This window comes from Streptomyces sp. A012304, assembly GCF_026008495.1.
In the GTDB taxonomy this organism is placed as follows: domain Bacteria; phylum Actinomycetota; class Actinomycetes; order Streptomycetales; family Streptomycetaceae; genus Streptomyces.
The window spans coordinates 1-20,867 of the sequence record NZ_BQUN01000065.1 but is presented as its reverse complement, the minus strand read 5'-3'; the positions used below and the strand labels follow the sequence as shown (position 1 = coordinate 20,867).

Annotated in this window: 12 protein-coding genes and 1 pseudogene; 9 read left to right on the top strand and 4 right to left on the bottom strand. The window is 68.8% G+C overall.

Annotated features, from left to right (window positions below; translation table 11 throughout):
- Positions 1-64: 64 nt before the first annotated feature.
- Both ALMP_RS14945 and ALMP_RS14940 read right to left on the bottom strand, forming a co-directional pair.
- The gene (locus ALMP_RS14945; protein WP_264927874.1) at positions 65-2,458 is read right to left on the bottom strand and encodes a M14 family zinc carboxypeptidase; all 2,394 of its coding nucleotides are present in this window, start codon (positions 2,456-2,458) and stop codon (positions 65-67) included.
- Between the two features lie 238 nt (positions 2,459-2,696).
- Positions 2,697-3,707: an LLM class flavin-dependent oxidoreductase gene (locus ALMP_RS14940; protein WP_264927871.1), complete on the bottom strand. Its 1,011-nt coding sequence runs from the start codon at positions 3,705-3,707 to the stop codon at positions 2,697-2,699.
- Between the two features lie 322 nt (positions 3,708-4,029).
- Here ALMP_RS14940 and ALMP_RS14935 point away from each other — a divergent pair, with 322 nt between their 5' ends.
- From ALMP_RS14935 to ALMP_RS14905, 7 genes are all read left to right on the top strand, one after another.
- Positions 4,030-4,557 carry a hypothetical protein gene (locus ALMP_RS14935; RefSeq protein WP_264927869.1) on the top strand — a complete coding sequence of 176 codons (528 nt, stop codon included), beginning with the start codon at positions 4,030-4,032 and terminating at the stop codon, positions 4,555-4,557.
- Positions 4,554-6,752, top strand: a complete 2,199-nt coding sequence (locus ALMP_RS14930) for a peptidase domain-containing ABC transporter (protein WP_264927867.1) — start codon at positions 4,554-4,556, stop codon at positions 6,750-6,752. Before ALMP_RS14935 ends, ALMP_RS14930 begins: the two co-directional genes overlap by 4 nt.
- A 35-nt stretch (positions 6,753-6,787) precedes the next feature.
- Positions 6,788-7,084, top strand: coding sequence for a mersacidin/lichenicidin family type 2 lantibiotic (locus tag ALMP_RS14925; protein WP_264927865.1), 297 nt, complete (start codon positions 6,788-6,790; stop codon positions 7,082-7,084).
- A gap of 92 nt (positions 7,085-7,176) precedes the next feature.
- Positions 7,177-10,491, top strand: a complete 3,315-nt coding sequence (locus ALMP_RS14920; protein ID WP_264927863.1) for a type 2 lanthipeptide synthetase LanM family protein — start codon at positions 7,177-7,179, stop codon at positions 10,489-10,491.
- A 353-nt stretch (positions 10,492-10,844) separates the two neighbouring features.
- Positions 10,845-14,138 carry a type 2 lanthipeptide synthetase LanM family protein gene (locus ALMP_RS14915; RefSeq protein ID WP_264927861.1) on the top strand — a complete coding sequence of 1,098 codons (3,294 nt, stop codon included), beginning with the start codon at positions 10,845-10,847 and terminating at the stop codon, positions 14,136-14,138.
- Between the two features lie 115 nt (positions 14,139-14,253).
- Positions 14,254-14,502, top strand: a complete 249-nt coding sequence (locus ALMP_RS14910; protein WP_264927859.1) for a mersacidin/lichenicidin family type 2 lantibiotic — start codon at positions 14,254-14,256, stop codon at positions 14,500-14,502.
- Positions 14,503-14,786: 284 nt separating this feature from the next.
- Complete coding sequence (locus tag ALMP_RS14905) at positions 14,787-15,041, top strand: helix-turn-helix domain-containing protein (protein ID WP_264927857.1); 255 nt, start codon at positions 14,787-14,789, stop codon at positions 15,039-15,041.
- Positions 15,042-15,265: 224 nt separating this feature from the next.
- Here the strand turns inward: ALMP_RS14905 and ALMP_RS14900 are convergent.
- Both ALMP_RS14900 and ALMP_RS14895 read right to left on the bottom strand, forming a co-directional pair.
- Positions 15,266-15,553, bottom strand: a pseudogene (locus ALMP_RS14900) (transposase family protein); the annotation flags it as partial.
- 40 nt (positions 15,554-15,593) lie between these two features.
- Positions 15,594-16,187 (bottom strand): peptidoglycan-binding protein, encoded by a 594-nt coding sequence (locus ALMP_RS14895; RefSeq protein WP_264927856.1) that lies wholly within the window; start codon positions 16,185-16,187, stop codon positions 15,594-15,596.
- Positions 16,188-16,366: 179 nt separating this feature from the next.
- Between ALMP_RS14895 and ALMP_RS14890 the strand changes: the two genes are divergently transcribed.
- On the top strand, positions 16,367-18,655 hold the full coding sequence (locus ALMP_RS14890; protein ID WP_264927855.1) for a glycoside hydrolase domain-containing protein: 2,289 nt from the start codon (positions 16,367-16,369) through the stop codon (positions 18,653-18,655).
- Positions 18,656-18,788: 133 nt separating this feature from the next.
- Positions 18,789-19,451: a hypothetical protein gene (locus ALMP_RS14885; protein ID WP_264927854.1), complete on the top strand. Its 663-nt coding sequence runs from the start codon at positions 18,789-18,791 to the stop codon at positions 19,449-19,451.
- The last annotated feature ends 1,416 nt before the right edge of the window (positions 19,452-20,867 follow it).

Below are 20,867 nucleotides of genomic sequence, written 5' to 3'. Positions count from 1 at the left end.
TGGGCTCCGGCCCTACCGCTGGCGCAGAGACCGGGATGCCGACCGGGAAGCGCCCGCCCCGCCATCAGATCACCACCATCAGCGGGCGTACCTTTCGGGCTTCCAGCAGTGCGGGGAGCGACCGGGCCCAGGGACGGTGGCCGGCCGCCACGGCGTACTGGGAGTCGATCATCAAAGTGGCCCACCCAGCCGAACGGTGCTCGCGCCAGCGGACTCCCACCGAGCGCAACACGGCTCTGGTCGTGGCCAGGTCCGTGTCGCGGACCACGACGCGCGGCCTGGGACGGTCCTCGGAGCGCAGTTCGCCGGCCGCACGGGTCGCCTGCAGGGCACGCGCGGTGGGAGCCTCCCGAGCCCGTGAGGGTGGTACAGGGTTCTCCCGCCTGCGCCTCTGCGTGATCGCGTTGCGCAGGATCCTGGCCGTGCCGTCGGCCATGCCACGGAAATTGGGGTCGCTGCCGAACAGCACGACGCTGCCGGAGCCGACCGGCTCCTCGATGACTGACGCGGTGCCGGCGAGGGCCTCGGCACCCAGGGCATGTCCCGCGACGAACCAGTCGGGGGAGTCGGCCTCCGGATACGACAGGACCCTGTGCGCGGGATCCGTGGGGTAGAGCACCAGGTCGTCGAAATAGAACTGCCACACATGCTCGCCCGCCCCCTCGGTCAGCGGGCCGGACGGATGTGCCCGGGTGCGCACGAACGCCCCCGGTATCTGCGCCTCCGGAACGACGAAACCCGCCGTGGTGAGACCCACGAGTGCGGCCAGCAGCACCGCTCCGCGCCACCCCACATAGCGCCCGCCCGCTTCCACCCAGTCCCTGAGCGCGGCCCGCCCGGCTTCGCCGAGTCGCTCGTTCGCCGGCCCGGCGGGTCCGTCCGGTACCACCAGCACCGAAACGTCCCGCAGGGTCTCCTGGCTGATGTCGCCCGGCCGCAGGTCCGCATGCGGATACCGCCAGACGTTGTCGAGCTGGTGAAGCGTCCACCCGTAGGGCCCCGCCACCTGAGAGGACTCGGGGAGCAGCCGGAGGAGACCGATGCGCGGTGCCGGCGGATGCGTCGCGGTGACCTCGGGCGCGGCCACCGGGGGCGCCGGCACCGCCACCGGGCGCAGCCGTGCTCCGGACCGGCCTCCGCGCACATTGCCCAGCAGGGGCAGCGACCAGGCCCCCACATCGGTGAACACCCCGGTGGAAGGGTGGCTGCTTTCACCGAGCATCGCCTGCACCCAGTGCTTGCGGGCCTGGGCCATCGGGACCCAGTAGGTGCCGGCGGGCAGGGTCGCCGTGTACGGCGGATCGCCGTAGGGACGGAAGTCGAGCACCTCCAGCTCGGCGGTCAGCACGTGGACCTCGACGCCGGCGAGTTGAAGCCGGTGGACGAGCCTGGCGGTCTCGAACGTCCGCTGCGGTTCGGGGAGCAGGAAGTAGTGGCGTACGGGCTGATCCGGTATGGGTGGCGTATCGACCGTGGTGGCTCGGCGGCGGGGCTGGAGCTCACCGCGTCGCCCCTGCCGGTACGCCTCTACGTGCGCCAGATGCCACTCGCGCAGAACGTGCTTGCGGCGGGACGCCAGCTGCGACAGACACTGCCACGGCGCGTGGTGGTGTTCGGTGACGCGCTCGTGCAGTGTCGCGGCCAGTCCCTTCTCGAACGTCATCCCGGCGGTCAGCGTGGACAGTTGTACCGAGGCGTCGGCGAAACCGGGGTAGAGCAGGTCGAAACCGGTGCCTGAGAAGTGGTCCGCTCCCGCCCTGGCGAACTCGGCCGCGAGACCGCGGTTGTAGTCCTCCACCTCTTCTTGCGCGAACACCGGAATCTCGTGATGCACCGGGTCGGCGTACGGCGGGAAGAAATAGCTGTCTCCCGTCATCTCGTGCAGATCCATGAACAGGACGGGCGGATACTGCTGAAGCAGGGCCAGCTTGCCGCGCGTCTCCCGCTGCGTCGCGGCGAACCAGTCGCGGTTGAGATCGAACCCGTAGCCGTTGTTCCTGTGCCCCGCCGAGAACCCGTCGGGGTTCTGCACCGGCAGGACGAACACGAGGATGTGCCGCAGAACGCGCTCGACGGCGGCGTCACTGCGGTCGGCCAGATCGTGCAGCAACCACAGCGCGGCGTTCGTTCCGGCCGGCTCGTTGCCGTGTGTCCCTGCGCCGAGCCACGCCACGGCGGGGGTGTCGTGCACGGCAGCCAGCAAGTCCGCACGTGTGGTGCGGGGGTCGCGCAGCAGCCGCAGGCGGCGGCGTACCGCCGCGAGCCCTTTCGGTGTCACCAGGTGCGGGCTGCCGACAACGGCGTAGCGCAGGCCGCCGCCACTCCACGACGGGTCGAGCACCCCGGTGCTCACGCGGTCGCCGGTGGCTTCGGCCGCGTCGAGGTAACGCCAGGTTTCCTCCAGGGAGTACAACCGGTCGGTCGGACCGGCACCGATCACTTCATCGGGGCGTGGCACCTTTCCCCTGTAGTTTCCCCTGTAGCGAGCCGGTGAGCCGGTGCTGAAGGCCGTCCCGGAACGGTGTACGGGCACAGCCCCGGCATGGGATGCGGTCGTTCCGGTACCGAGGAGCGCGGCGGCGAAACCGCCGAGCAGGGTGCGCCGCCCGGTGAGTGTCCCGTCGGCTCGGGTGCCGGCCGATGCCGTGCGCGATGCGTCGTTCGTCATCGTCGTCCGTCCCGTCCCGTCAGGGGCGTCATCCGGCATGGAACGCGTCCGCGATCAGTTCGTAGGACAGGCGTTGCTCCCCGGGGTCGTGCACATTGGTGATGATCATGATTTCGTCGGCTCCGTACTTGTCCGCTCGCGTCTCCAGTTCGGCGCGCACCACGGCAGGCGTGCCCACGACGCGGGTGTGCCGGAATCGGTGTGCGGTCTCCAGCTCCGCGGGGGTCCACACGTGTGCGGCGGCTTCCTCGGGGGTGGGGACCGGTCCTGCGGCGCCCGTGCGCAGGCGAGCGGTTGCCAGATCGGCGGCGAGCGCCATCTCCTCCGCTCTTGTGGCGGTGACGGCGCAGATGGCACCGATGCACAGGATCACCGACGGACGGTCCGTGGAGGCCCCGACCGCCGTGGGGCGGAAATGTCTCCGGTAGTCGTCGATCGCCTGCCTGGGGTCCTGGTCCCCGATGTGGCCACCGAAGGCGAACCCGGCTCCGTTCATCCCGGCCGCCCGCGCCCCGTAACGGCCGGTTCCGAGAATCCATACCGGCGGCAGGTCCACGTCGCTCGGCTCCGCCCGCACGCCGGCGAGTGGGTGCCCAGGAGGGAAACCGTACGCGTGACCGAGGAGTTCGGCGTACAGATCCCCGAAGTCCGGCCACTGGACGGCATGGCCGCGCCGCAGAGCGCCCGCGGTACGCGGGTCGGTGCCCGGAGCACGGCCCAGTCCGAGGTCGATGCGGCCCGGATGCAGCGCGGCCAGGACACGGAAGGTCTCCGCGACAGCGAGCGGCGCGTGGTTGGGGAGCATGATCCCGCCGGAGCCCACGCGGATGCGCGTGGTCGTTGCGGCGATGGCGGCGATCATGACCTGCGGCGCGGTGCTGCTGACCGCCCGTGAATTGTGGTGTTCTCCCACCCAGAAGCGGTGAAAGCCGGCCTCTTCGGCGGCGTGTGCCAGTTGCACGGTGCGACGCGGGGCCACCGACGGCGGATGTGCGGCAGGCACGGCCGAAAGGTCGAGGACGGACAGGCGAGGGGTCACACCGTCACCTCCAGGGCATCGCCACCATCGCGACGGGCAGTATTCCTGATGCGCTTGCAGGAGTATTCACATGCCCAATGCCGGCAGTCAATTACCTTTTCATGAACCGGCGAGAGACATTCCTCTGCCATGCGAATTCCATCGGAATACCACCACGCATGCTTAGCGTCAGATTTCCCGAGGCCCGAAGAAGGGCGTCGCGGCATGCCGAGCAGGGTGAGAGGTGGTGCCTGTGAGAGCGGGGGTGGCTGGTTCCGTCAACTCCTCGGAACGAGCGTCTGCAGGGTCCGGCCACAAAGACCCACAGGCAGACGACCGACCGATGCAGGAGCGTGGTCTCTTCCGCCCGGAAGCGCTGTCGGCGCGGGCGCAGCCGGTCAATCCGCCGGACAGACTGGAGGCGGAGTTGTCCGGACGCCGCTGGCCCCTTGTGGCCGTTCTCGCCTGTGTGCTCGCGGGCCTCGCCTTCGCGGTCTCGGCGCGTGTTCCTTCCTTCGCCAATGGTTCCGTCGTGGACAGCGGCGCGAGCCGGGTGCTCGCCGTCTTCCCCGACAAGGACGGCGCCCTTCCGCAGCCACGCCAGCCCGCCACGCTGACGAGTCCGCAGGGGAGCGACGTCCGGCTGCGCGTGACGCGCGTACAGCAGGTCACCGATGTGGCCGAGCGCGACGCTCTCGGGCTGCCGTCCGGCGTCCAGGTGCCCTTCGTCATGGTCGAGCTGGCCCACAGTTCCTCCGGGTCAGCGCCGAGTGGCACCGTCGGGCAGGTCCGGGTGCGCGTCGCGGAGCGGTCCCTGCTGAGCACCCTGGTGCGAGGGGTTCTCGCCGGCCCGGGAGGCGGCACCCGATGAGCGGACCCGAGCGGCCCACCGCGACCAGGCGTTGGCACAAGGGCAAGAAGGTGCCGGTCGTCGGCCAGATGAGTATGACCGAGTGTGGAGCGGCGTGCCTGTCGATGGTGGTGACAGCACACGGCCGCTACACCTCGACTCGTGAATGCCGCGACTTGCTGGATATCGGCCGCGACGGCGCCGACGGCGCGAAGATCGCCCAGGTCGCCCGGCGGATGGGACTGGAGGTACGCGCCTTCAGCACCGATCTGCCGCACCTCGCGGAACTGGCGCTGCCCGCCGTGCTCTACTGGAACTTCTCCCACTACGTCGTCCTGGAACGCTGGCGCACCGGCAGATACGTGATCGTCGACCCGGCGATCGGCAGGCGGTCCCTGGACGAGGAGGAGTTCTCCCGCGGCTTCACCGGCATCGCCATGGAGATGACCCCGGGACCCGACTTCGAACCCCGCCGGTCGACGCGTGGGGCGAGCGCCCTGCAGTTCGCCCGCGGGCTGCTGAGCATCTCCCGCCCCCTGCTCCTGCGGGTTCTGTGCGTGTCACTGCTTCTGCAGCTCATGCTGCTCCTGCCCGCGCTCGCCACGAAGTTCACCGTGGACACCCTCATCGGGCAGCAGCAGGCCGGGCTGCTCCCGATGTTCGGGCTCGCGCTTGGGCTGATGCTGCTCACCAACACGATGACCGGCTACGCCCGCAGCATCGCGCTGGTTCACCTGCACACGCAGGTCGACCAGCGGTTGATGCAGCGCTTCTTCCGACATCTGCTGGACCTGCCCTACCGCTACTTCCAGCTGCGCGGCACCGGTGACCTCGCCATGCGGCTGTCCAGCAACGCCACGGTCCGTGAAGTGGTCACCGGCCAAACGCTGTCGGTCGTCGTCGACGGCGCGTTCGTCGGGGTGTATCTGGTGCTCGTCATGCTGGCCGCGCCCGCCTACGGGGGTGTTGTACTGGCGCTGGGGGCCTTGCAGTTCGTGGCCATTCTCGCCAGTTTCCGTTTCGTACGCGACCTGGTGACCCGGGACGTGACGACGCAGGCGCAGAGCCAGGGCTACCTCATCGAGGCGCTTCAGGGCATGGAGACCGTCAAGGCGACCGGCGCCGAGGAGAACGTCTACACGCGCTGGTCGAGCCTGCTCAACGACCAGCTCGTCGCCTCGCTGCGGCGGCGGGTGGCCGACGGTGCCTTCGAGGCCCTGTTCAGCACCATCCGGTCGGGAACCCCATTGCTGCTGCTGTGCTTCGGCGCCCGCCAAGTGCTCAACGGCGAGATGTCACTGGGCGACATGCTGGCCCTCAACACGCTGGCCGCCGCGCTCCTGGGGCCGCTGGGCCAGCTCGCCACGACCACCCGCCAGCTCCAACTCGTCGGCTCCCACCTCGACCGGATGCGCGACGTCCTGGAGGAAGAGGTCGAACAGGACCGTTCGCGTGTCGACGACCCCGGCACCCTGGACGGACATGTGGAGCTGCGCGCCGTTTCCTTCCGCTACGGGGGCAGCGAGGCACTGGCCGCCGACGGCGTCTCCCTCACGGTCAGGGCCGGAATGAAGGTCGCTCTGGTAGGACGAACCGGCTCGGGCAAGAGCACACTCGCCAAGATCATCCTCGGCCTGTATCACCCGACCGAAGGCACCGTCTACCACGACGGCCGTCCGCTGAACCAGCTGGACCTGCGCAAAGTGCGCGGCCAGTGCGGCGTGGTCATGCAGGAGCCGGCCTTCTTCGTCGGCTCGGTTCGCGACAACATCGCCTTCGGCGAGCCGACCATCAGCCTGGAAGACGTCGTCTCCGCAGCGCGGCTGGCACAGATCCACGAGGACATCGCGCTGATGCCCATGGGCTACGAAACACTCATCGCGGAGGGCGGCAGTGGCCTGTCGGGGGGCCAGCGGCAGCGCCTGGCCCTGGCACGCGCACTGGTACGGCGGCCCGGCCTGTTGGTCCTGGACGAGGCGACGAGTCACCTGGACGTCGTCACCGAGCGGGCAGTCGACGACGTGCTGTCCACCTTGTCGTGTACGCGCGTCGTCATCGCGCACCGGCTGAGCACCGTACGCAACGCCGACCTCATCGTCGTACTCGACAACGGCCGGATCGTGGAGCGGGGAACGCATCGAGAACTGCTGGAGGCGGGCGGGACCTACCAGGCGCTCGTCCGCGACCAGCTGCACGAGGATCCGGCCACGCGGTGACCGGACGGCGACCCACCGATCAAAAGGAGCGGACCATGAACAACGACGACATCGTACGGGCCTGGAAGGACGAGGACTTCCGCGATCACCTCTCGGACGCCGAGCTGTCCTTCCTGCCGGAGCACCCGGCCGGCAGCGTGGAACTGCCCGACGCCGTGCTGAGCAAGGCGGTCGGTGGCGCGACGGAGCAGTACGGCACGATGGGCTGCTGCGGCGGCGTCACCTCGAACTGCACCAACGTGTCCACCGAATCGTGCAGTTCCTGCGACACGGTCTGGTGCTGCACGGTCACCACACGGCGTGCCGCCGAGGTCATCGGCGCGTTCTGCTGACCCCTCGCCCACCTCCGGTCGCGGCGTCGGGGCTCCTTCCTCCTGCCGGGGTACCTGCGCCGCGACCACCTCACGCGAAGGAGCGTGCCAGCATGGATTCCCAGCCGGTCACGACCGCCGGCGAGTCGGACGCCTTCTCCGACGCCGCCTGGTACCGGGCCACGCCGCTGCACGAGCGCGTCGCTGCCGACGGGCACGGACCCACCGTGCTGGATCCTGATCCGGCACGCACCGCCCGGCGCCTGGCGCGCTGGCGGGCGGAACCGGCTTTCGCAGACGAGCGGGAACGACTCGCGCGACGGCTGTTGGACGACGGAATCACCGAGGAACGGCTCGGCGAGCTCCTCGCGGAACCGGCCGAGGCGCTGCGGAACCGGCTGCTCGCCCGCTGGGACAGCCCGCCCGACTGGCTGTTGGAGCTGGCTGAGGCGTTCACCCGGGCACGCTACGCACCCGCGCACGAGCCGGAGCTGCCGGTGCACGATGCCGCCCGCATCCTGTTCCTCGTCGAACCCCTCATCGCGCAGGCGGCCGGTGAGCTGCGGTCCGTGCTGAGCGAACTGGCCGCTGAGCACCCGGGCGTGTTCGATGCCGGGGCCGTGTCCGCCGCGCTGCTGCGCCATTTGTGCGGCACACTGCTCGCCACCCTCAGCCGCACGGTCATCCTGGAACTCCAGGCGGCCAGACTCCAAGGGCTGCTGGAAGGCGACACTCCTCAGGAGCGCTTCGCCCATTTCGTGCGGGGACTGCGCGATCGCGACAGGGCTCTGGACATCCTGCGTGAATATCCCGTTCTCGCCCAGACGCTCGTGACGTCGGTGCGGCTGTGGACCGAGGCGAGTGTGGAGTTCGTCCGGCGTGTCGCCGACGACCACGCCACACTCGTGGCGCACTTCTTCCATGGCCAGGAGCCCGGCCCGCTCGTCGAGGTGGCCTGCGGAGTGGGCGATCCGCACCGCGGTGGCCGGTCGGTGAGCATCCTCCGCTTCGCCTCGGGACAGCATCTCGTCTACAAACCCCGCGCACTCTCCGTCGACTGCCGCTTCCAGAGGCTTCTTCGATGGCTGAACGACAAGGGAGCCCAGCCGCGGTACCGCGTCCTGACGGTCGTCGACAGAGGGGACTACGGCTGGGCCGAGCACGTCACGGCCGCACCATGCACGTCGAAAACACAGGTCGAGGGCTTCTACCGGCGACAGGGAGGCTACCTCGCCCTGCTGTACTGTCTGCACGCCATCGACTTCCATTACGAGAACCTCATCGCCGTCGGTGAACACCCCGTGCTTGTGGACCTGGAGGCGCTGTTCCACCCCAACCGGGAGTCACTGGGTGACGTCGCCGAGGACGCCGCCGCGGTGATGGCACTCGACTCCTCCGTGCTCATGACCGGGCTGTTGCCCCAGCGGCGCCTGCCGCAGGACACCGGGCGGATAGAAGGCGAGCCGGGCGAGTTCAGCGGCCTCGGCGGGGCGGACGGCCAACTCAGCCCGACGCCGGTGGCCGTTGTCGCGGATCCGGCGACCGACACGATGCGCGTGGTGCGAAACCGGGTGGAGATGCCGTCCGGACAGCACCGGGCGACCTTGCCCGGATCCTCCGTGGACGTGCTCGATCACGTCGACCAGGTGCTGGACGGGTTCACGTCGGTCTGCACGCTCCTGCGGCACAACCAGGAAGAACTGCTCGCCCCTGGCGGCCCCGTGGCCGCTTTCGCCGACGTGGAGGTGCGGTGCGTGATACGCCCCACCCAGGCCTATGCGGCGATGCTCTCCGAAGGGGTCCACCCCGACCTGATGCGGGACGGCCTGGCAAGGGACCGATACTTCGACAACCTGTGGACCTCCCCCGAGGACAACCGTGTCCTCAACACGGTCTTCCCCTGTGAACGACATGACCTCTACCGCAGGGACGTGCCGGTGTTCACCGCCCGGCCCGGACAGCGCCATCTGTGGTGCACGCAAGGCCACACACACCGGGACGTCATGAAGGAGCCGGTCCTGGACATGGTGAGGCGACGGATCGCCCGACTCGACGACGAGGACGTGCAGCGACAGCGATGGATCATCCGCGCCTCGTTCGCCGCGCTGACCCTCGGCGACGGCAGCGCGCGGTGGCCGGTGTGCGACATGGAACAACCCGAGCGCCCCGCCGAGTACGACGAACTGCTCGAAGCCGCCTGCCGGGCCGGCGACCGGCTGGAACTCCTCGCGCTGGACGACGGCGAGACCGTGGGCTGGCTCGGACTGTCCCTGCTCGGGCAGCGCGTCTGGGCCCTTCAAGCACTGGGCGGAGACCTGTACGGCGGCCTGTCCGGGATCAGCCTCTTCTTCGGCTACCTGGGAGCGGTCACCAAAACCGAGCGCTACACCCGCCTCGCCGAGCGATCGCTGGAATCCGTGCGCAGATACACACGCTGGCGCGTCGGACTCCTCGCCACGGACGAGGACCCGCTGCTGTCGGTCTTCGAGCACGCACCGGGCGGACTCTTCACGATGACCCACCTGGGCGCCCTGTGGCACCGTGACGACCTCCTCGACGAGGCGCGGGAACTGTCCGGGCAACTCGAGCCGGCCATCAAGGCGTCACGGACCTTCGACATCATCAACGGCACAGCGGGGCATCTGTGCATGCTGCTCGGCTTGCACGCCGTACGGCCCGAACCGGCGCTCCTCGACCTGGCCGTCCAGTGCGGCGACCGGCTGCTGGAAACCGCCGAGACGATGCCGCGGGGCATCGCCTGGCGTGACGACGCCGACGCCACGCCGCTCACCGGGTTTTCCCACGGGGCCTCCGGCGTGGCCCACGCACTCCTGCGGCTCGCCGCGGCCTGCGGCGAGGACCGGTTCCGCAAGGCCGCGGAGCAGGCCATGGAATACGAGCGGAGTCTCTTCGTCCCCGACCGGGGCAACTGGCCCGATCTGCGCGAGGCGGCCACGGAACTCGCGGCCCAGGGAATCCGGCCCACCAGCGCCTTCATGACCGCTTGGTGCCACGGCGCCCCCGGGATCGGCCTCGCTCGTGTCGAAGCCCTGAGGCACAAGGCGGACGACGCCGTGCTGCGCGAGGAACTCGCCGCGGCCCTCGCCACCACCGAGGCCGGCGGGCTCAACCAGAACCACTCCCTGTGCCACGGGTCCCTCGGCAACATCGAACTGCTCACGGAAGCGGCCCGCTTCACCGGATCCGCGGAGGCCCACCAGCGCTCGCGGCTGGCGGCACGAACGATCCTCGACGGCATCGACCGGCTGGGCTGGCAGTGCGGGGTACCCGGCGGGGTCGAGACACCGGGTCTGATGACCGGCCTGGCGGGAATCGGCTACGGCCTGCTCAGGCTCGCCGCACCCCACCAAGTACCGTCGGTGCTCACCTTGTCCCCGCCCGCCGCGCCGGCCCCGGGGCACGACTGACAGAACGCACCGCCTGCTGTGCCCGTGGCCCCGGCCGGTACGTTCCGCAGCCGCCGACCACCGGGCCGGCCGGGGAGGGGTGCCGGCCTCGGCTCCAGCCCCCGCGGGCCGCGGGCATGGCTCCGGCCGCAGTGGCGAAGCCGCGCCGGTGAAGGGCCGGCCGAACCCGAAACGGACCCCCTGGGGACGGAGCCGCGCCGGGGACGGTGGGGGAGGGGGCGGTTCGGAAGCATCCGCGTCCGGCCCGCGCGCAGCAGTCATCGTTTCGCCATTGGCGTGCCAGCCGGTCCTCCTAGCGTGAAGCCGAGCAGCCGCGCCGGCTCCGCCGGCGCCCGCCTTCACGTGGGGGATTCATGGGTGTTGAAACGCAGACGGCGACCGCGACCGAGACGGCGACCGCGGCCGACCCGGCCTGGTTCCTGGCCCATTCGTTGCACGAGCGACTGCATTCCACCGAGCCCGCCGGAACCGTCGATCCCGCCCTGGGCCAGTTGCGTCTGGACCTCTGGCGGGCGGAACCCTTCCATGCCAGGAATCCCGGCGCTCTGGCAGACCATCTGCGGCGGCTGGGCACGGACGAGAACACCCTCCTGCGCATCCTCGGCGAGAGCCCCGAGACGGTGAAGCGGCGCTTCGCCGAGCCACCTGCCTACGCCCGCCGCATCGAACAGGCCTGGCGGGACTACAGCCATGTCCCCGCCGACACGGCGACCACCCCTACGTCTTCCCGAGGCTTCGCGCAGATCGCGGCACCGCTGTTGCGGCAGGCGGCCGAGCGGCTGCGCACGGGCATCGCCGATCTCGTGCGGAACCATGCCCGACTGGACGCCGCGGCACTGACCCGGGAACTCGTCAAGGAACCGGTCGACGCCATCGTCCAATTGGTCGCGCGGACACTCGTCCTCGAACTCAACGTCCTGCGGGTGCGGGGCAGCCTGGCCGGAGACACCCCGCACGAGCGCTATCACCACTTCCTCCAGCGTCTGCAGAACCCCGCCTTCGCGCTCGGTGTCCTGCGGGAGTACCCGGTGCTCGCTCGCGACCTGGTCAGGGCCATCGACCAGTGGGTGGACAGCCGACTGGAGTTCACGGACAGGCTGGTGTCTGACCTGGGCGCTCTGGAGGAACGGTGCGGCGGGACCGACACGCTCGGCACCGTGGCCGAGGTCACGTTCGGAGCCGGCGACAGCCACCGGGGCGGCAGGTCGGTGGCCGTGGTCCGCTTCGTGGGTGGCCAGAAGGTGATGTACAAGCCGCGCAGGCTTCAGGTCGACCAGCACTTCCAGGAACTGCTGGCCTGGCTCAGCGCCCGGAACCCACGCATCGAGCTGCGTACCTTCTGGGTCCTGGACCGTGACGTCTACGGCTGGACGGAGTTCGTCGAGAACTCTCCCTGCGCCGACCGGGCCGCCGTCGGCCGCTTCTACGAGCGGCAGGGCGCCTATCTGGCCCTGCTGCACACTCTCGGCGCGATCGACTTCCACCTGGAGAACATCATCGCCTGCGGCGAGCACCCGCTGCTCATCGACTTGGAGGCACTGTTCCACGGCTGGCAGGTGCGCCTGCCGGACTCGTTCGACAAGCCACGCGAGGCCCTGGAGCTGATGCACACCTCGGTGAAAACAGTGGGACTGCTGCCGCACCCGGCCCTGTGGACCGAGGACAACGAGGTCAACCAGTTCGATGTGAGCGGGATGACGGGTGTCGGCGGCCAGATGACGCTGCTTCCGGTCCCAGCGTGGGAGGGCGGCGGCACGGACGAGATGCGCCTGGTCCGCAAGCGCGTGGCCATGGGTCAGGCAGACAACCTGCCCTCGCTCGACGGTGAGACCCCGGACGTGTCGCAGTTCCGACAGGAGCTGATCAGCGGATACCGCGAGACGTACCGCACGCTGTGGAACCACCGGGACGCGATGCTCGCGCCGGGCGGTCCCGTCGCCGCGTTCGCGGACGACGAGATTAGGATCATCGTCCGACCGACCCAGACCTACATGCAGCTGCTCACCGAAGGCCGACATCCGGACCTGCTGCGCGACGCGTTGGACCGTGACCGTTTCCACGACAACTTCCGGTCCGGGCACGAGGACCACCCGCACCGCGCCCAGTTGATCGCTGCCGAGCTGGCCCAGATCCGCCGCGGAGACGTACCGATCTTCACCACGACACCGTCATCCCGCGACATCGTCTGCGGGGACGGCTCGACGATCCCGGACGGGCTTGAGCGCAGCGGCTTCGCGATCGCCCGCGAACGGGCGGCCGCGCTGTCCGACGACCACCTCGCCCAGCAGATCTGGTTCATCGAAGCGTCGTTGACCGCCTTGACCATGGGCGACCCCAGCAGATGGCAGCCGCAAGCAAGGCCCACGGTCGTGCCCCGTACCGTGTCCGGCCATGCGTCCGCCGGTCGTTTCGTCGACGCGGCACGCGCGATCGGCGACCGGCTGCTCAAGACGGCGATCGTCGAGGGAGACCGCGTGTGCTGGCTGGGGCTGACGCTCGTCGGCGACAAGGTGTGGAGCCTGGCCCCGGCCGGACTCGACCTGTTCAACGGGGTGAGCGGAATCGGGCTGTTTCTGGGCCAACTGGGAGAGGTGACCGGTGAGGCCCGCTTCCGGTCCGCCGCCGAGCGCACCGCCGAGGTGATGGTCCGCCAGATCGAAACGCTCGCCGACGCCCCGCCGGAAGCCATGGCGACGCACAACGTCGGCGCCTTCGGCAGGCTCGGCGGCCCGGTGTACGCGCTGAGTCATCTGGCTGCGCTGTGGCAGCGGGAGGATCTGGCCGAAGCCGCAGCCCACGCGACGGCCGCCATGACTCAGCTGATCGCCGCAGACCAGAGCCTCGACGTGATCGGAGGCTCGGCCGGCGGCATGCTGTCTTTGCTCTCCCTGCATGCGATGCGGCCGGATCCGGCGATCCTCGACGCGGCGCGGGCGATGGCCCGCCACCTTGCCGAGACCGCGGAGGACACGCACGGCGGACTGGCCTGGCCGGCCCCGATGAATGCCAGACCGCTGGCTGGCTTCTCGCACGGCGCGTCCGGTGTGGCGACCGCCTTGGCCCGGCTCGACAGGCGCACCGGATCGCACGATCACCTCGACATCGTGCGCTCCGCACTGCGATTCGAGCGATCCGTCTTCGACGAGGTCAGCGGGAACTGGCCCGATCTGCGCGACGACACACCCCTCGGCAACGACATGGTCGCCTGGTGCCACGGCGCCGGAGGAGTCGGTCTGGCCCGCGCGGACCTGGCCGACTACCTCGGTGAGGACGCACCGGCCTGCGAGGACCTGCGCCACGCGGCCCTTTGTGTACTCGATGCCCTGCCCGACGGAGGCGGAGCCCCGGGCACCCTGGGCAACCACTCCATCTGTCACGGGGATCTGGGCAACATCGAATCCCTGCTCGCCTCGGCGGCCGTGCTGGGCGACAGCACCCTCGCCGACCGTGCGCGCACCGCGGCCGCCACGGTGCTGGCCGACATCGAGACCGGAGGGAGCAGATGCGGAGTGCCCGGCGGTGTGGAAACGCCCGGACTGATGGCCGGCCTGGCAGGAATCGGACATGCCCTGCTGCGGCTGTCCGGGACGCGACACATCCCCTCGGTGCTGCTCCTGGAGGAGCCGTTCGGCGATTCCCGGAAATGAGAGAAAGATCCGTATCAGCAGTACACCATTGACTCACTACTAAGGTGCCATGAGGTCTCCTTAATCTTCAATGGCGAAGAATTCCTCCTTCGCGTTGAATGTGTAGAGGAGACTCATGGACATCACCCGGGCCTGGAAAGACCCAGTTTATCGGGCCTCGCTCAGCGAACAGGAACTGCGGGCTCTGCCGGACAATCCCGCAGGAGCCATCGAGTTGACCGACAGTGACCTCAGTGAGCTCAACGGAGGTACCACCACCGTTCCGTGTGTCACGCTGGTCACCTGGGAAGCGGGGTGCTTCACCTGGAACGACACCGTGTGCAACGGGACATGTGCCCTCGCCACTCAAGGCTGCTGCGGCTGATCAACGGATCGGCACACGGCTGAGGCGGAACGATCGGTGTGTGGTCCGGGCGGGCAGCCGCGACCACACACCGGCGACGCTGATGCCTCGGTGAGCGCCGGCAGAGCATCGGCCGCCCGGCCGGTGGCCGGACCGGTCTCGGTCGGACCCGTGGTCGGGCACGAGGGGACCCCTCGACCATGTTGCCGAGCTATACCCACCCAAAGCGGAATTCAGCACTAGGAACGGACGAAGCGCTCCCAACCGCGCGGTCGCAGAGGGTACTCGGGGGCGGGTGCTGGGTCATGGTGTTGAGGGCACGGCCGGGCCGTGACGAGGGCGAGCAAGCGGTGGTCCACCGCCTGGCGGCTGCCAGGAAGGCGCCGAAGGTTCTGGTGGAGCGGTGCCGGATGGTGGAGCTGAGCTGGGACGGCTGGCTGGTCCCGCAGATCGCCGACGAGCTGAGGTGCAGTCAGAAGACGGTGCGCCGCTGGCTGCACCGGTTCAACCGCTTGGGGCTTGAGGGCCTGGAAGATCTGGGCGGGCAGGGTCGCAAGTGAAGGGTCACCGAGGCCGAACGCTCCCGGATCATCGCGATGGTCAAGCAGACCCCGCCCGGTCGGCTCGAGGTGCAGCCGTCGAACGAGATGTGGGCCGCGGACGAGTCGGGACCCTCGGAATGGACCTTGGACGCACTGGCTGCCGCGGCCCGGGACCTGGGAATCGAGGTAAGCCGCTCCCAGGTGCGCCGCATCCTCAACCGCTCGACCGCCTCCTGCGGGGCTCGCGCCGGCTCGAGCGCGAGCAACGGGCCCAGCCTCTGGACCACCCGGCACACAGTGGCCGCAGAGACGCCGAACAGCGGGGCGAGCTGTCGCATCGTGAGGTTCGTGCGGTAGTACACCGCCACCAGCAGCACCTGCTCGGCCAGCGGAAGCCGCCACGGCCGGCCCCAACCGCAGCCGTCACCGCCACGTTCCCGCACCGCCTTCAACAGCCGCCCGAACTGATCAGCCCGAAGCCCGGTGAACGTCTCCACCCACACCGGCTCAGCCCTCAACACCCCGCCCATACAAGGGAAATTCCCTGATCACGGCCTTCTGCAACACGCTTTAGTGGCTGATGGTCTTGACGCGGTGGAAGATGCGGGTGCCGGTGCTGTCGTAGACATGAACGCCGTCACCCTGCATGATCTTGTGGAAGTGGTAGGCGCCGCCGTCCTGGTACTTGGTGGTGTCGCCCCGGTGGAGTTCCACGAACCCGAAGAGGTCGGCGCTCTTGTAGCGCACGGTCGAGCCGACCCAGGCGAGCCGGTCGTCGGCCTTGTTCCAGGTGGCGTCCCCGACCATGCCGTCGGCGGCGAGCCCGCGGCTCTCCTGCCACTTGATGGTGGCCTCCTTGGTCTTGGGTCCGAAGTCCCCGTCGACGTCCTGGAAGTCCAGGTAGTGCTCGGCGACCAGGATGGCCTGCCAGAGCACGACGATGTCGGTGCTCGACGACTCCCCGCAGCCGTAGCACAGCGCGTTGCCGAGCTCTTCGTAGTGGTCGCCGAAGTCGTCGGTGAGGGCGCCCGCGCCGTCGACGAACGTGGTCCCGTAGGAACCGGAGTTGCTCGCGTAGGCCGCCTGCGCCGAGCTCATGGGAAGTACGGTCGCGATCGTCGCGCTCAGCGCGACGATCCCAAGCTTCCACCCTCTGTTGGTCATGTGTCTCCCTCGGATCGGATCCTGCTGTGCTCGCTGCGCACAGGATCGCCCGGAGTGACGCCGAGGTGACCCTGCATCTTTCCAGGTTGCCCAAGCCCCCCTCCTGAGTGAGGGTCTGGCAGCGGGGTATTGTGCGCGCCCCTCTGGTCTAGAAACGAACCCAATGGGGGACATATCGCATGGAAGATCCCAATGTGCTCGCGGCCCAGCAATGGGTGAACGCGACCTACGACGGCGTGGCCGCGGGCTACGTCCGCTGCGCCCAGGACGGCAGCACCGGATGGGAGACGGTACTCAGCCTCACCCAGGGCCTCCAGCACGAACTGGGCATCTCGCCGACCGTGCGGAACTTCGGTCCCGGCACGTTCAGCGCACTCGAGGCGCGCGGCGGCATCCGTCCCTCCGAGAGCAACGCCAATCTGGTCCGCATCATCAACTACGCGCTGTGGTGCAAGGGGTACCGCGGCGCTTCACCGGCAAGTCAGTGGACCGCGACGACCACCGATTCGATGAACGACTTGATCGGCGAGGCCGGGCTGGCGTCGTCCGCGACCATCTCCAATATCCCCACCAGGCCCCTTGTGCAGTTCATCAAGGCGCTCATGCGCATGGACCAGTTCCGGCTCGTCCCCGGCGGCACGGAGGAGATCCGGACGTTCCAGCAGCATCTGAACCGGATCTACGTGTACGACAAGGCCATCACCACCATGGACCTCGCTCCATGCGACGGCGTCTACTCGCGTGATGTGCAGCAGGCCGTGATGAAGGCCCTCCAGTTCGAGATCGGCATCCCACGGTCGGAGATCGGCGGGTACTTCGGCTCGAACACCAAGGCGAAGCTCAAGGAGCAGCCCACACTGAGCGTGGGCAGCAGCGGCAACCTGGTCCACCTGTTCACGGCCCTGTGTGTCTTCAACTCGCCGGTCGTCGAAGGCGAGGACGAGACCACGACGCGTATCCGCAGAGACTACATCGACCATACGGAGACGTTCGTCCGGGCCTTCCAGAGGTTCAGCCAGCTCACCGTGACCGGCAAGTCGAACTTCGACACCTGGGCGCAGCTCCTCGTCTCCACCGGCAACGAGCTCCGCACCACTACCGCGAGCGACCAGGCAGCGCCGCTCACCTTCGCCCGGGCGCAGGCGCTCAGTAACGCCGGGTTCCAGGTCGTGGGCCGCTACCTCGACGAACACCTGGACCCGGGCGACGAGCACTACCTGGGCAAGGCGCTCACCAGTGCCGAGCTGGGCGACATCATCCGCGGTGGCCTGCGCGTGTTCCCGATCTTCCAGTGGAACGGCACGACGAAGGACAACTTCACCTACGACAAGGGATTCGAGCAAGGCGGTCGGGCCGAGACCAGGGCACGGGAGTTCGGTTTCGGCCAGGGCACCTGCATCTATTTCGCCGTGGACTTCGACGCGACGGGGTCGGACATGGACGCGGTCCTCGACTACTTCCGTGGCGTGCGCGCGGCCCTGGGCCGGACGAACCGCTACACCTACGGCGTCTACGGCTCCCGGAACGTGTGCATCAACGTCACCCACCGCGTCGGAGCCACCTGGTCGTTCGTATCCGGCCTCTCCTGGGGATTCTCCGGCAACCTCGGCTACCCCCTGCCCGCGAACTGGTCGTTCAACCAGATCCGCAACGGCACGTTCAGTTACGGCAGCGGCAGTTTCGGCGAAGCCTGGGAGATCGACCGGAATGTGTGGCGCCGCTTCTCCGACCCGGGCACGGCCGTCCTCAATCCCGCGCAGTCGCCCGCACAGGATTTCATCGACCTCGTCCAGCGCCTCTACACGGCCGCCCTGGAATACGACGCGGGAATCGACCCCGTAAAACTCGTCTGCATGTTCTTCCGGCAGGAGAAGTACAACTCCCTCGCTTGGAGGCTGCTCCTGGAGTCAGGAGTCGACCAGGGCTGGATAGATCATTTGGCGGAGCAGGGGCTGACCCTCGTCGGCAGGAAGGACTTCACCGATCCGGTGACCGGGGCCTCCATCGGTACGGAGCACCTCATGGCGACCCTGGAGATGTGCCTGAAATATCACTCGGTAACCGACGTCGTGACGGCGGGGGACATTGGTGGCTGGGCCGGTGATCTCGCGTCGTTCTACGAACAATGGCGCGAGGCCAAAGAGCAGTACCCGAACCCCATGCTCTACGCGCAGGACTACCTCGGAAGGCGTGACACCGTATCCAACTTCGCGAACGAGGACTGGGTTCAGGACGCCGACGGATTCAACATCATGCGGCTCATGAGGGCGGAGGAGATCAGTCTCCCCTTGGCGATCGCCCGCTACTACGGCACCGACAGTCCGGCAGCCGGTGACCGAGTCTGCCAGCGGCGCTACTCGCTGTTCTACGGCGACCGTTTCGACGGCGACAGCACGAAGGCGCAGGTCCTTGCGAGGAACATGCTCCTCGGCGAGAACTCGGCCGTCGAAGCGATCGGGGGATCGTGATACCTGTCCGGCGGCTTCGGCCTCGGCTCGGAGGACCGTCCGGACAACATCGAACCGAACCTGCTCAGCAGCTTCGTGCTCGCCTACGCGTGGGAACTCGAGGAACGCGCCGATGCCGAGAAGGGCATATGACATGGCACTGACACGACGAGCCGTACTCCTTTCCGCCGGCGCTCTGGGCGCGGGCGCCGCACTGAGCGGCGTCCTCACCGGACCCGCGACCGCGGCCGAGCCCGGGCCCGCGACCGACAGCAAGTGGACCGCACGGCGCAGCGACAACGGCTGGGCCATCGACCCGGACGCCATCGACTCGTTCCGTGTCGAAGGCTCCCCCGCCACCGTTCGCCTGCACCGTGCGGCGTCGGCGGTCCTCCTGCACGTCGCGAGACGCTGGCACTACGAGGTGGTGCCGTTGCACAGCTCCCGGGATGTCCTGGGACACCGCACCGACCGTGCCGTACGGGCCGCGTACGAGTCGAACTACCTCTCCGGCAGTGCGATCGCTCTGCTCGGGGCGGGCGACGGCCTGTGGCCGCACCAGGAGGCGATCGTCCGCGACATCCTGGCCGACTGCGGCGGCGTGGTGCGCTGGGGCGCGGACCTCTCCCCCGCTGCCGCGTGCCACTTCCAGATCGACGTCGGGCCGGATGCCAAGCCCTTCACGCAGCTCACGAAGGCCCTCCGCGACGGCGCCGTGCACCACAACGGCCCACGCCCCGGCGCGGTGGACGACCCGGCCGCCCCGAAACGCCGCGCCGAAGCACGCCGCCTGGCCAGGGCTCAGAGCAAGAACTGACAACTGTCGTCCTGCGCTCGAGACGATGGAAGTTCGGCCTCGGTCTTCTCACCGCTGGTCTGGTCGACGACTGATCGCCACCCCGGCACAGGCCGTACCCGCCGACTCAGGTGTGCAGGACCTCGTGCGTGTGCGGCGCCGGGGGCCTCACCGACGACTTCGGTGACCGCTTCTCGGAGGTCTGCCACTGCCTGCACGATGGATGCGCTGACCCCAGCACCGACATCATGCTGCTGTGGCAGGCCATCCGGCTGCGCGTACTCATAGCCAACGGGGACACAGGACCGGAGCCTCTGAAGGATGGCAGTCCGTCGGAGGCTCTCTCAGGGGCCCTGCTCCCGCTCCTCAAGGCGCCACTTGGAACTTTCCCGGTTCCGTTGATCCGCACTACCCGACAGAAGGTCTGCCGCGGTGGGCATCGAAGACTGCTTCACCCGGCCGGGCGTGGAGGTTCACCGCAGGAACGTTCGCCCAGGCATGGCTCCGAGAAACCTGACCCCAGCTGCTTCCGTCTTCTGGCCTGGTGCGCTGGCGTGGCGTGGTGCACTGTCGAAGCAGCCGCCCCCGCGCTGGCCCAACACGCCAAGGGGAACAGCCAGTTGACCTCCCAGCCGATCGACTTACAGCCGGTATACGACCCCGCCCGAGGGTGGGCCCACTTCGTCCTCTGCACCGAACCCGATCGCGGCTTCGCCAGTGCCGGACTCAACGGCACGGTGTCCATCGAGCGGGAGTCGCCGTACGTCCGGGGGAGTGGCTGAGCAGGCTCCAGCCGTGCACGCCGAACGCCCTGCACACGACGCTCGTGGCACCGGAGAAGATCCCCGGCCTGTTCCACCCGTGCGTGCGGGACGACAGGGACAGTCCGGCTGCCGTCAGCGGATCCGGCTGTCTGTGCCATCAGACGTTCATCGACCAGGAGTTCGGTCTGCCCGTCGTCGCCCAGCACTACCGCACCGTCGGCGGCGACATCGAGAACTGGACCCGCCTCACCTACACCCCGCTCGACCTCCGGCCGGGCGATGAGTTCCACCGGCTCATCATCGGTCAGACCGGACCCTTCGGGATCCGGACGAGAAACGGCCTGGCTCGAGGACCACCCCCGCATCAAGCACGTCTTCATCCCGGTCGGCGCCTGCTGGCTCAACCTCCAAGAGGGCTGGTGGCGCATCTTCCGCAAAACCGCCCTGGCCGGACGCTCTTTCGGCGACCGCGACCACATCACCCACGCCACCGAAGTGGCCACAGCCCAGCTCAACGCCCGCGCCCGACCTTGGATCTGGGGCAGACCCGCACCGCCCACACGGCGCTTACGCCGCCGATATGTGTACGTCCTTTTGAGGAACGAAGCACTAGTAGGACTCCGTTAGGTCTGTCTTGATCTTGGTGTGGTCCTGCTGGGCAGGGGTTGGTGGC